General features: G+C 63.7%; 15 protein-coding genes and 1 pseudogene. 8 read left to right on the top strand and 8 right to left on the bottom strand.

Going from position 1 to position 11,544, the window contains the following annotated elements:
* Positions 1–137 precede the first annotated feature (137 nt).
* Positions 138–1,045: pseudogene (locus CDO87_RS19180) on the bottom strand (IS5 family transposase).
* A 621-nt stretch (positions 1,046–1,666) separates the two neighbouring features.
* Positions 1,667–2,575, bottom strand: coding sequence for a LysR family transcriptional regulator (locus CDO87_RS19175; RefSeq protein ID WP_100930260.1), 909 nt, complete (start codon positions 2,573–2,575; stop codon positions 1,667–1,669).
* Between the two features lie 144 nt (positions 2,576–2,719).
* Here CDO87_RS19175 and CDO87_RS19170 point away from each other — a divergent pair, with 144 nt between their 5' ends.
* The gene (locus CDO87_RS19170; protein WP_100930259.1) at positions 2,720–3,049 is read left to right on the top strand and encodes a nuclear transport factor 2 family protein; all 330 of its coding nucleotides are present in this window, start codon (positions 2,720–2,722) and stop codon (positions 3,047–3,049) included.
* Complete coding sequence (locus CDO87_RS19165; RefSeq protein ID WP_100930258.1) at positions 3,046–3,825, top strand: SDR family oxidoreductase; 780 nt, start codon at positions 3,046–3,048, stop codon at positions 3,823–3,825. Before CDO87_RS19170 ends, CDO87_RS19165 begins: the two co-directional genes overlap by 4 nt.
* A gap of 98 nt (positions 3,826–3,923) precedes the next feature.
* On the opposite strand, the gene CDO87_RS26860 is transcribed toward CDO87_RS19165, so the two are convergent.
* Both CDO87_RS26860 and CDO87_RS19160 read right to left on the bottom strand, forming a co-directional pair.
* Complete coding sequence (locus tag CDO87_RS26860) at positions 3,924–4,130, bottom strand: hypothetical protein (protein ID WP_157815051.1); 207 nt, start codon at positions 4,128–4,130, stop codon at positions 3,924–3,926.
* Between the two features lie 358 nt (positions 4,131–4,488).
* On the bottom strand, positions 4,489–5,232 hold the full coding sequence (locus CDO87_RS19160; protein WP_100931044.1) for a Crp/Fnr family transcriptional regulator: 744 nt from the start codon (positions 5,230–5,232) through the stop codon (positions 4,489–4,491).
* A 155-nt stretch (positions 5,233–5,387) separates the two neighbouring features.
* Between CDO87_RS19160 and CDO87_RS19155 the strand changes: the two genes are divergently transcribed.
* Entirely contained in the window at positions 5,388–5,621 is a 234-nt protein-coding gene (locus CDO87_RS19155) for a hypothetical protein (RefSeq protein WP_100931043.1), read from the top strand.
* Between the two features lie 95 nt (positions 5,622–5,716).
* Here CDO87_RS19155 and CDO87_RS19150 read toward each other — a convergent pair whose 3' ends face one another.
* Complete coding sequence (locus CDO87_RS19150) at positions 5,717–5,878, bottom strand: hypothetical protein (RefSeq protein WP_157815050.1); 162 nt, start codon at positions 5,876–5,878, stop codon at positions 5,717–5,719.
* Between the two features lie 804 nt (positions 5,879–6,682).
* On the opposite strand from CDO87_RS19150, the gene CDO87_RS19145 reads away from it, so the two are divergent.
* From CDO87_RS19145 to CDO87_RS27280, 5 genes are read left to right on the top strand one after another with little or no spacing between them, the layout of a single operon-like run.
* A complete protein-coding gene (locus CDO87_RS19145; protein ID WP_100931042.1) occupies positions 6,683–7,756 on the top strand; it encodes an ABC transporter permease in 1,074 nt (357 codons plus the stop codon).
* Complete coding sequence (locus tag CDO87_RS19140) at positions 7,756–8,529, top strand: ABC transporter ATP-binding protein (RefSeq protein WP_100930256.1); 774 nt, start codon at positions 7,756–7,758, stop codon at positions 8,527–8,529. Before CDO87_RS19145 ends, CDO87_RS19140 begins: the two co-directional genes overlap by 1 nt.
* A 26-nt stretch (positions 8,530–8,555) precedes the next feature.
* Positions 8,556–9,425 carry an MlaD family protein gene (locus tag CDO87_RS19135; protein WP_254698215.1) on the top strand — a complete coding sequence of 290 codons (870 nt, stop codon included), beginning with the start codon at positions 8,556–8,558 and terminating at the stop codon, positions 9,423–9,425.
* A gap of 2 nt (positions 9,426–9,427) precedes the next feature.
* The gene (locus tag CDO87_RS27285) at positions 9,428–9,688 is read left to right on the top strand and encodes a hypothetical protein (protein ID WP_254698214.1); all 261 of its coding nucleotides are present in this window, start codon (positions 9,428–9,430) and stop codon (positions 9,686–9,688) included.
* Positions 9,689–9,706: 18 nt separating this feature from the next.
* Positions 9,707–10,039 carry an ABC-type transport auxiliary lipoprotein family protein gene (locus CDO87_RS27280; RefSeq protein WP_254698213.1) on the top strand — a complete coding sequence of 111 codons (333 nt, stop codon included), beginning with the start codon at positions 9,707–9,709 and terminating at the stop codon, positions 10,037–10,039.
* A gap of 45 nt (positions 10,040–10,084) precedes the next feature.
* Here the strand turns inward: CDO87_RS27280 and CDO87_RS26855 are convergent, their stop codons facing one another.
* The 3 genes from CDO87_RS26855 to CDO87_RS19115 all read right to left on the bottom strand — a co-directional run bounded on the left by CDO87_RS26855 (position 10,085) and on the right by CDO87_RS19115 (position 11,455).
* Complete coding sequence (locus CDO87_RS26855; RefSeq protein WP_157815049.1) at positions 10,085–10,234, bottom strand: hypothetical protein; 150 nt, start codon at positions 10,232–10,234, stop codon at positions 10,085–10,087.
* Between the two features lie 238 nt (positions 10,235–10,472).
* On the bottom strand, positions 10,473–10,886 hold the full coding sequence (locus CDO87_RS19120) for a hypothetical protein (protein WP_254698212.1): 414 nt from the start codon (positions 10,884–10,886) through the stop codon (positions 10,473–10,475).
* Positions 10,883–11,455 (bottom strand): hypothetical protein, encoded by a 573-nt coding sequence (locus CDO87_RS19115; protein ID WP_157815048.1) that lies wholly within the window; start codon positions 11,453–11,455, stop codon positions 10,883–10,885. The genes CDO87_RS19120 and CDO87_RS19115 overlap by 4 nt, the downstream gene beginning before the upstream one ends.
* Positions 11,456–11,544: the final 89 nt, after the last annotated feature.

Here is an 11,544-nt window from a genome sequence, read left to right as displayed (position 1 = left end):
GATGAGCCCGATAAAGACACTTAACCCCTGCTTCAGTAGATGAACCTCGGAAGCCCCCTGCCTCGGCGCTCAGAGCCACGCTTGGCATTGTTGCAGAAGTCGGCTTCAGGCCATGATGGCCCTTTCCCCAGCTGAGTTCAGGCCACGCGTTCGATCTCGGCGGTGCCGAGGGCGTTGAAGCGGTTCATCAGGCCACGCGGATGTGGATCTCGGCTGTCTGACGGTCGGGGTCCCTCGAGGCGATCCGCTTGCCGAAGGATTTCAGGTTCCTCATCCGGGCCTCGACCCGGCTGCGGACATGATAGCCGGAGCACCTTTTCCAGATCGTCCGGCCGAGGCGCCGGGTTGCCCTCAGGATGTCGTTGCGGGCCAAGGCGGCGGGGCAATCTTCCTTCCAGAGGCGGCCGTTTCTGGGGATGGGAGCGAGGGCATGACTGCCACCGGTCCGAAGGAGTGCCCGAGCCCCTGTGCCACCGCGCGCGAGGATCGCCGAATGGCAACGGCAAGTGTCGAAGGCGCCATCAACGGTAACGGTGCCGATTTCCTCGTCTTCCGGGATCTGGTCCAGAAGATCGGGGAGCACGGGGCTGTCGCCCTCGCGGCTAGAGGTGAATTCCACCGCCCGGATGTCGCCGGTCGCCGTGTCCATCGCCAGATGAACCTTGCGGTACTGGCGGCGGCGGTGGGTGCCATGCTTCCTCGCCAGCCACTCTCCGTCGCCCAGGAACTTGATCCCGGTGCTGTCCACCAGCAGGTTCAGAGGGCCCGGAGCCCGGCGCGACGAAAGCTGGACCGCGATTGTCTTCTGGCGGCGGCTGAGCGTGGAGAAGTCCGGGACCGGCCAGTCCAGACCAGCCATCTTGAGGATGCTGGCGACCATTCCGGTCGTTTGTCGAAGCGGCAGGCCGAAGAGCACCTTGATCATCAGGCAGAACTGGATGGCGGCGTCGGAGAAGACCGGCGGACGTCCGGGCTTGCCTGCCTTCGGCGCAAGCCAGCCCATGTCCCGGTCTAGCCAGGCGAGCAGCGATCCGCGCCGCTTCAGCGCGTCGCTTTAGGATTTCCAGTTGGTCGTACGGTACCGGGCAGGTTCGGGCTTGCTCATGGCAGGCTCTTAACCCACCGGATTCACGACGTGAATCCCGCAAGCCGATGAGTTCTGCAACAACGCCCGTTGCATGTGTCACCACTTTCCTGGGCTCCCTGCGCCTGCATTGCTGCTGTCGCCTCAGTCCGCTGGCCGCCCTTCGTGTCGATGATCTTGCGATCGCGCAGGACAGCCTGGCTCAACGGCAGCTAACACGGATCGTGACGGGTGTGTTTGAACCTGCGGCGAAGTTCCGGAAACCGCCCTTCCTGTAGGTGATCCAAGGTTCGGTGGCGAGAGCCTGGCGGAGCGTCCGCTTCCGTGATCTGGCAAGGTGGCGTTCGCGCTTGCGGCCAAGGTCCGGAATCCGCCCAACTTGACCACGTCAGCTCTCGACCCACAGCCGCCATTCGTCAGGTAGTCATTGCAGTAACGGGGCTTCCCCGGACCGGCCTTTCGGCCCATTGCGCAGCAAAAATCGGAAGCACGAAGGTCAGCGGTGCGAGGCCTCCCAATCGTGCGCTGCTTTGATGCCGGATGCCCGCGTCGTTCTTATGCGACGGGATTGGCTCGACGCCTTCAACTCGCTCTCCAAGATCGCGCGAGTTCCCGTGCGAGATCGACGAAGACCTTGAAAGCCGCCGGCGGATTGCGCCGACTGGGATAGTATAGGCAAAGCGGCGCCAGCGGCGGCGTCCAGGCGTCGAGAACTCGCACCAGCCGCCCCGTTTCGATATCCTCTCGCACGTCCGACTCCATGAAGAACCCGATGCCGAGGTCATCGAGCACGGCAATGCGCGCGAGGCTGGCTTCGTCCAGCGTGATCGGCCCCGCGACATCGACATGAACCGGCTGGCCCTCGGCTTCGAACTGCCAGCGAAAGAGCGCACCGTTCGGCAGACGCGTCCGAATGCAGGCATGCGCCTTCAGGTCGGACGGCACCTGCGGCGGCTCCCGGCCTTCGAAATAGGCGGGTGTCGCGACGACCGCGTAGCGCCGCGCGGGCCCGAGCGGGATGGCGATCATATCCGTCGGCACAAGGTGCTGGCTGCGCACCCCGAAATCGAAACCGTCCGCCACGATGTCGACGAGGTTGCCTTCGGTCACGAGGTCGATCTGCACCCCCGGGAACCGCCGCAGGTATTCGAGGACGAGCGGCGCCAGGATCTCCCGGCCCGCCGTGGCGAAAGTGTTGATGCGCAGAATGCCGGTGGGCGTCTCCTGCTGCGAGCGGACCGTGTCGATCGCGCCGTGAATGTCCTTGAGCGCCGGGCTGACCTGATCGACGAAACGCTGCCCAGCGGCAGTCAGCGACACGCTGCGGGTCGTGCGATTGAAGAGCCGCACGCCGAGTTGCTCCTCGAGTTTCGAGACCGCGCTGCTGAGTGCGCTCGTGGACATCCCCACGTCCAGCGCGGCCGCCCGGAACGATCCCCTGCGGGCAATCGCCAGCACCGCGTCGAAATCAGCCAGCTTGTAGGTTGCCATTATCCCGAAAATCCAAACTCCACGTCCGGATTAGTCCCGCTTATCCGCATTGTGTCAAAGCCTTAAATTCAAGCTCAAGGCGCCGGTCCCGATCCGACCCGAGAGGGCAAGCGGCGAAATCCCTATCCAGAAAGGAGATCAACCATGAGTATCGACTTGCCAGACGCGATTGACGCCTATTTCTCGGCCGACAAGACAGGCAACGCGCAGGCGCTGTCAGAATTGTTCACGCAGGACGCCACCGTCGTCGACGAAGGCAACACCTACCAGGGCCGCGACGCGATCCGACAGTGGATGGCGAATGCCTCCACGCAATACACCTACACGGTCGAGCCCTTCGACATCGCGGAAGAAGGCCAGCGAACGATCGTCACCAGCCACCTTGTCGGAAACTTCCCCGGCAGCCCGGTCGACCTGCGCTATTTTTTCGTGCTTCGCGGGGACAAGATCGCCGAACTGGAGATCGTGCCATGAGCCCCTTCCTGACCCTCGAGGGCAAGCGGGCCCTCGTCACCTCCGGCACGCGCGGTGCCGGAGGTGCGACCGTGGCCCTGTTCAAGGCTCTTGGCGCCGACGTTCTGACGACGGCACGGACAAGGCCGCCGGAGATGCCGGAAGACCGGTTCGTGGCTGCGGACCTGACCCGGGCCGAGGGGTGCGCCAGGGTGGCAGAGGCCGTACGCGACAGGCTGGGCGGCGTCGACATCATCGTCCACATGCTCGGCGGCTCCTCGGCGCCCGCGGGCGGCTACAGGGCACTTGGCGACGACGAGTGGCGGCGCGAGCTCGACCTGAACCTGATGCCGGCGGTCCGCCTCGACCGAGTGCTTGTTCCGGAGATGGAGTCGCGGGGCAGCGGCGTCGTGATCCACGTCACATCCATCCAGCGCGAACTGCCGCTGCCAGAGGCGACGACCGCCTATGCCGCTGCCAAGGCGGCCCTGTCCACCTACAGCAAGAGCCTGTCGAAGCAGGTTTCGCCCAAAGGTGTGCGGGTCGTCCGGGTCTCTCCGGGCTGGATCGAGACGGAGTCCTCCGTCGAGTTGGCCAAGCGCCTCGCGACGGAACACGGGGTCGACGTGGAAGCGGGCAATCGCATGATCATGGACTCGCTGGGCGGCGTGCCGATCGGGCGTCCGTCAAAACCCGGCGAGATCGCGAACCTGGTCGCCTTCCTTGCCTCGGACCGCGCCGGGACCATAACCGGCACCGAATACGTGATCGATGGTGGAACCGTGCCGACGGTGTAACATGCATCGTCACCGGCCTTGATCAAATACAGCTGCGGATCGTCAAATCGGGACGCTTTGGTAAAGCAACGATGTAGAACTAACGGCGACCGCTGCATTCACTCAAGGGTGAAGCGGCGGAAGCCATTTTCGTAACCCACGACGATGTCATTGGCATCCTTGGACGCTTTCACAAACCCTTTCGGCTGTGACTGTTGTCCTTTCGCGACATCCTCTTCCGCTCGGGCGCGCCCCAAAAAACCTTCGTTCGAGTTGCACGCAACGACATTTGGAAAAGGAGACGAAGCGGTCTTGAGGCAGCCCATCGGGAGGGCGTCGCATCGCTGACCGGGTTGCCCGTCGCTTCCGGCCCTCAGCCGCCATTTCTCAAGGGCATCGAGGCTGCGGTGCAGCGCTCCGGAACCGGACTTTTATTATCAATGTTGCCACTACCGTCCCGGGCGCCGTTCTCAAGGACGAAATGAGCGCCTTTCGAGTGTCGCCCGAGGAACGGGGTCACCAATCGGCGTCAGCCCAACGGGAGGCCTTCAAGGCCCCCCTCATGACGCGATTCCGATGACGCTGTGGCAAGGACTTTTGCCCGTTACACAGAGCAAGCCGATGAGATGGGCAATTTGGAATCGGCTGTCCGGTGCATTTCCGGCAATGCGCGGGGGATGTATGTCACTGGATAAAGGGCCCTGCCTGATCCAGATAGGCCACGTCAAAATTCGCAAGCGAGACGAGACCGTCCAAGTCGTCAATCTTGACGCGCCCATTCTGGAACGTCACGAGGCCTTCCTCGCGCAGGTGGCGCAAGACGCGGTTCACATGGACGGCGCTCAGCCCCAGGGCGTCGGCCAGGTGGTACTGCGTCAACGGACACTCGTAGCCGGACCTGTCGCCGATCCCGACCAGATGAAGACGTGCGCTCAGTTCCAGAAGGAAATGTGCCATCCGAACCTCGGCTGACCGGCGTCCGAGATTGACGAGATGTTCGACGACCATCGCTTCGTCGCGCGACGCGGCCCAAAGCACAGCCGTTGCCAGTCGGGGTGCATCGGAGAAGCTGTCGAAAATTTCCGGCGCGAGAACCTCGGATGCCTCGATCCGCGTCACGGCCTCGATGCTGTGGTCGGCCGTGCGGAACAGTATGCTGCGCAGCCCCAGAAAGTCTCCAGGTATCTGGAAATCCACGATCTGCCTTTCCCCGTCGGGAAGCAGCTTGAAGGCGCAGGCCCAGCCCTCGGCCAGGATGAACGCTGACTGGTTCCTCTGACCTTCATGGATCATCTGGTGGCCCGACTGAAACGTTCTTCGGCGGCGGTGATAGCGTGCAAGCGTTTCCAGATCGGTGCGGGACAACGCAACGAAGGCGGACAGCTTGCGGGTCAGGGGGCTTTGCAGAATCGACTTGTCGGATTCCACCTCCGTTCGGGAATGCGTGGCCTGATCCAGCGAATAGCCCGACAAGCTGCTCTGGATCAGTCCGGCAAGGCAAACAACGCATAAGATCACGAAAGATGGCGCTGTCGACCTCCGGCAGCTCGCGCATTTCACCTGATCAGAAAGCGACCCAGATCATGCTAGGACCACACGACATCGCCGGAACGGCCGCACTTTCCATATGCGAATCGCTGTTGCTGGCGCTGAACGATCGCAAGATCCTGCCGGAAAAGGAAATCGTGGGTATTCTCACGGATGCCGCCGCCGCGCACCAGTTTGTCCCGGACACCGAGCAGTCCGAGATGCACGAGGCAGTTGCAGCACTAATCAACGGCATTCTGGAGGGTGGAAATTCCGTGCGGCGCAGATGAACGCTTTGGCACATGACGAAATCCGATCCGGACCGTATTCCGGTCGTGGCCCCGCCGCACGAGGTAATAGGCGGCGGAGCCATCCGGGCAGCGGCTCAGCCTTTGCGCTGGCCAGATTTGCCCTTTCCGGGGGTCTTGTGAAACATCGCGTCGGTCTGGCTTTCCTTGCCCGCCGTTTCACGTGCCTTGTAGTCGCTGGGCTGTTTGACGCTTTTCGGCGTCCCGGATGCCTTTTTCGTCTTCTTGTTCTTGTCCATGTCGGGTTCCTTTCCCTGATCGCACCGCAGCATCATCGGGGCTTCCTTTGCCGTCTGCAGAACAGCGCTTTGAAACCGGCTCATCTGTCCCGACGGGACATCGCTTCAGCATGCAAATGTTCCATGGACCATATCCTCCGATTACCCTGTGCAGGCTGATGCAGATCAGTAAGAGTTGTCTGCCCCACGCTAACCTCGGTCAGCCCGCCGATCTGTCCTGTGCTGTACAGAACAGGCACGACCCGCGATGTTCAGGAGCGATTTGGAATGACCGAGGATGATCACGGTCCCGACCCGTCACGGGCCAGCGCACCGCGCCTTGCCGGCCGAAGTCGCCAGCAGCAGACTGCATCGTTGCAAGTGGCCGGTCTCCCCGGTTGTCCGCTAAGGCACCAGGCCCGACCCTCTCATATCGAGATTCGCAAACGGCACGGCATCTGGCAAGTGCGCGAGGGCGGCGTGTTTCGAGGCGATTACCACCAGGAGGAGCACGCCAGGGCGGCCGCGGCCCAGCTTGAAAAATCGCCTTGATGAAAGTGACTGATCCCAAAAGCCGCCCCGACCATCTTCGGTCCCGGCGCAGCGGATCGATGGCAAGGAGAACGAAGGTGCGCGACGCCCTTCGTTCCCGGCGCGGGCGTGTCAGACCCCGCAGAACCGAACGACGGATCGAGGTCGATGCAAAGGGAACTGAAAAGATGCCCTTTCCCCAATCAGCGCCCACATCTGGCGCCATCCCCTTTCCGGGACCCCACGGAAGACCCCGGTTCAATCAGACCTTCGCAACCGTCCTTGCGTTGCTCGATGGATGAAACGGTCCACGCGTCGCCGCATCGCCTGACGGGACATGTCACGCTTGTCACTCTGGAGGATGTACGCCGACAGATCGGCCGCACCGGGCAGGATTTGCCTTTGGACCTGGCGGGCGTCACCCGACTGGATACGTCCGGCGCGTGGTTGCTTGCACAAGGCGGACGGTCCCTGACCGGCGCGGATAACGCGCAAAGGCGGCTCATCGAAGCGGTCAGGGATGCCATGCGGTCCGGCATTGTCGTCAAGGACCGCTCGGCATTGCAGCGGGTTGGGGACGTGGTCGTTGCAGTCGGCACTGCGCCGGGCCGGGCCCTGCGCAACCTGGCACAAGGCCTTGGCTTCGTCGGTCTTGTCATGGCACGCCTCGCCGGGACCGCGTGGCATCCGGGCCGGTTCAGGATCACAGCGCTGGTGCATCACATGCAAGCGGTCGGGCTGAGTGCCATCCCCATCGTCGCGCTCATGGGGTTCCTCATCGGAATCGTGCTGGCGTTTCAGGGTGCTGCTCAACTGCAGCAGTTCGGCGCCGAAGTCTTTGTCGTCGACCTGATCGCCGTCTCGATCCTGCGCGAGCTCGGCATGCTCCTGACCGCGATCATCGTCGCGGGACGATCCGCCTCGGCCTTCACCGCGGCCATCGGCTCGATGAAGATGCGCGAGGAGATCGACGCCATGCGCGTGCTCGGGCTCGACCCTGTAGACCTTCTGGTCCTGCCACGCCTTCTGGCGCTTGTCATCGTGCTACCGATCCTCGGGCTGGTCGCCGACCTGGCGGGCCTCTTTGGCGGCGGGCTGATGGCGTGGACGCAGCTTGGCATATCGCCGAGCCAGTTCCGATCCCAGTTATTGGCCAATACCGATGCCACGCAGGCGCTGGTGGGTTTGTCCAAGGCACCTGTCTTTGCCGCGATCATTGCACTCGTCGGATGCCAGCAAGGTCTGCTGGTCAAGGGCGACGCGGAATCGCTGGGCATGCGGACGTCACGTGCCGTCGTGATCGCCATCTTCCTCGTGATCGCCGTGGATGCCTTGTTTTCCGTGTTCTTCGCGGTCTGGGGGGTGTGATGAACGCCGACACCGTCATTTCGATCCAGGGGCTGACCAACCGCTTCGGCTCCACGGTCGTTCACGAGGACCTGTCGCTCGACGTGCGGCGCGACGAGGTGCTGGGCGTCGTCGGGGCCTCCGGCAGCGGGAAATCGGTGCTCTTGCGCAGCATCGTCGGGCTCATGACACCTAGTGACGGTGACATCACGCTGTTGGGCTGCGACGTGCTGCACGGCTCTGCTGCCGAGCGGTCAGGGGCCAGCGCGCGCACGGGCGTGATGTTCCAGGACGGCGCGCTCTTCTCTTCCCTGACCGTGCGCGAGAATGTCGAGGCGCCGATGCGCGAACGCACCTCGGTTGATCCGGCGACGCGGCGGGCACTGGCCGATCTGCGCATTGCACTTGTCGGTCTGCCGCCCGAGGCCGGCGCGCTTTTTCCCGCGGCCCTGTCGGGCGGCATGCGCAAGCGCGCGGGCCTCGCGCGGGCGCTTGCGCTGGACCCCGAGATCCTGTTCCTCGACGAACCGACGGCGGGGCTCGACCCGATCAGCGCCTCGGACTTCGACAGCCTGCTGAACGCGCTGCACGCTGCGCTTGGCCTCACTGTGTTCCTCGTGACCCACGATCTCGACACGTTGCAGGCAACTTGCGACCGGATCGCCGTGCTGGCTGAACGGCGCGTTCTGGTCACCGGCACGATGGCGGAACTGCGCGATGTGAAGGACCCCTGGGTCCATGCCTATTTCCATGGCCCACGTGCGCATGCGGCCCTGACGGCGGCGGAGGGCTGATGGAAACCCGCGCACGGTTCATTCTGATGGGGTTCTTCACCATTCTCGGCTTTGTGGTCGGGCTCGGCTTCCTGCTCTGGCTCGCCAAGGTCCAGCTCGACCGCACCTATGCGCAATACGATATCCTGTTCGGCACCGTGGCGGGACTGAGCCAGACCTCGCCGGTGCGCTACAACGGCGTCGATGTCGGTCACGTCCTGACGATTGCGCTTGATCGGGACGACCCCGCGCTGGTGCGGGTGCGCGTGGAGCTTTTCGCCAGCGCGCCGGTGCGCACGGACACGATCGCGACGCTTGCCGCACAGGGACTTACGGGTGTCACATTCATTGCGCTCGAAGGAGGCCGCGCCGAGGCCGAGCACCTGAAACCCGTGCCGCCCAACGGCGTCCCGGTGATCCGCTCCGAACGCTCTGTCGTGCAGGACCTCATGCTGACCGGCCCGGATCTCGTGGCCGAGGCAACTGCCCTGATCGCCGAGGTTCGCAGCTTTGCCACGCCGGAAAACCGCGATGCCATCGCCGGTATCCTCACCAATCTGCGTGACGCCACGGGCCGGATCGATGCGCTGAGCTCACGCGTGGAAGAAACCCTGGCCCGGATCGACACCGTTCTTGACGCGACCGAGGCCGGGGCCATTGCCGCGACAGGCCTGCTGGAGGGTGAAATTCCTGGGCTGGTTCATGATCTGCGCGGGGTTGCCCTCGAGTCCCGAGACTCGATTGCAGGTCTTGCGGGCGCCGTTCGGGCCGATCTGCCGCGGCTGTCGGCGCAGACCAGCGCGCTCATACAGGATGCAAGCGGAGTCATCGCCCGGTTCGATGCGCTTGCCCGACAAATCGGCAGTGATCCCGGACGGTTCCTGCTGGGCAATGAAACACCGGAATACAGGAGGTGAGAATGTTCCTTTCGCGCCGCAGGTTTCTATCCCTGGCCGCCGCGGCCAACCTGTCCGGCTGCAGCGCCGTGTCCGCCGTGTCCCGGGCCAGCGATCCGCTGGACACCTACACCTTGTCGCCGTTGCAGTCCGACGGGACAAGGGCGGGTGGCGACGGCCATCTGGTCGTGGAACTGCCTACCTCTGCGGGTGAGCTGTCGACGGACCGGGTCCTCATCAAGATCACGCCACGGCAGGCCGAGTATCTGCCCGATGCCCGATGATCCGAACCGACGCCTGCCATGGTGCAGAGCCTTCTGGTTCAGTCACTTCTGAACCGGGGAGGTTTGGAGCTGGTCACCCGTGTCGGGGCCGGGCTGACCCCCGACTATACACTCATGGCCGAAGTTCAGGCCTTTCAGGCCGAACTGACCGGGCCGGATCAAGCGCAGGTTCGCATATCCATGCAGATGACGCTGATCCGTGAATCCGACCGGTCGGTTGCGGGCATCCGGCACTTCGAAAACACCGCCAAGGTCACATCGGACAGCACGGCGGCGCTGATCGAGGGACTCGACGGGGTCACGCAGCTTGTCCTTGGCAGGATTGTCGTCTGGGTGCAGACGCTGACCTGATCGCCCGACCGCCCCAGGTCGGCGTCGAAGTTCCGGCACCCGCGATCAAGTGGCAAGGCGGGCGGTGCCGCCGGTGCCCGGCACAGGCACGCAGACGATGAAACCGTTTGACCGGTAGTAGGTCGGTTCTGTCGTCATCCCGGGCGTCTGCAGCGCGCGGTCCACATGGACCAGAAACCAACGTTCGAAGACCATGGCGTATGGATCGATCCTGCCGGTTCCTGTCCCGAATTTCTGGACCCGGCCACCAATTCGGTGAGGGTACGCCCAGGTCTTTGGTCAGGCGACGGCGCTAACGCCTCGGCGTGGGTCGCCGCGTCGAGTTCCTTGTTGGTCTCGGTGCCGTCATGTGCGGCGTGCGTCGTCGCGGCGTCGGGGTAATGCTTGAGAGTGGCGGTCTTCTTCGGTCCGGTCGGTGCATAAAGCGCGCGCGTCAGTTTACGGGAGTCTGCTGGTGCGACAGTCTGAGCCAAGCCCCTTCATCTCGGAGGTATGTCGAAGCGCACAGTGCCTTGAAGACCGCCACCTCGGGTTTCTCCGCCGAGACCCGGTAAGTCAGGATGGCGATGTCCCGGCACCGCGTGACGCGCCGTTCCGTCATGGCGACGGATCGCCAGCCGCTTCTCTGGCGAAGGTGTATCTGGATCTGGTCGCCCTGCAGGATGCCGGGCGGATAGGGAACAATCATGACAGCGTTGGTCGCTGTCATCGCCTGCGCGCTGTCGGCACCACTGGTCCAGAAGTGTTCTTCATGGTCCCAGAGAATACGCTGCTCACTGGGCGAAAGCGTCCCGCTTCTGTGCGACGCATGTGCGAGCGTCCCCTCGGAGATTTTAGAACCCGTCATTCGCCGGACACCGATCCGCCGACCATGGCCAATTGAAGCAGCATAAAGACAATTGCCGTCACCAGCCATATTGCGCTGCCAAACCTGGGGTGGCCATTGGCGACGGACCATGCAGCGCGTGTCGCACTGCCTTGGGCCGGTCCTTGCGGGAGCAATTGGCTCAGGTCGCCGGCAACCCGCGCGTGCTCGCTTGCGAGAGCCGGAACATCCCGAAATCGCGCCAGAAGCGATCCCAATCGCGCCCGCGCCGCATCGCGCCCAAGCGCGACCAATTCGGCGGTTTCCGTCCAGGGATCGAGGCCAAGCCTTGCGAGCGCCGAGAGAACCGTCACGCCATGCCCGTTCCGGTCTTCACCGACCGAGGCATAGAGAAATCGCCCGAACTCTGGCGGGTGCGGGGTGAGGACACTGGATTTTTCCATCGTCTTTCCAATCCTTGTTTGCAGGAACGCGGGCCGCGCCTGTTTTCCCAAGCTTATGCGCGGCCCGGCTTCGTCGTGCTGACACAGGTCAGTGTCGGCACGGCTATCCGGGGAATTGGCACCCGGTTGTGTGAGCGGGGCTAACATGGGTCAGCGCTGTCCGACGGCACCGGACGTACAAGGAGAGGTGTCTTTCGCCCCCCTGCCCCTGGACTCGTCCAGCCTTTGACACGGGC

Origin of the sequence: Sagittula sp. P11 (assembly GCF_002814095.1) — a bacterium.
GTDB lineage: Bacteria > Pseudomonadota > Alphaproteobacteria > Rhodobacterales > Rhodobacteraceae > Sagittula.
Note: the sequence above shows the minus strand (reverse complement) of the source record. Positions and strands in the feature narration are given on the sequence as shown.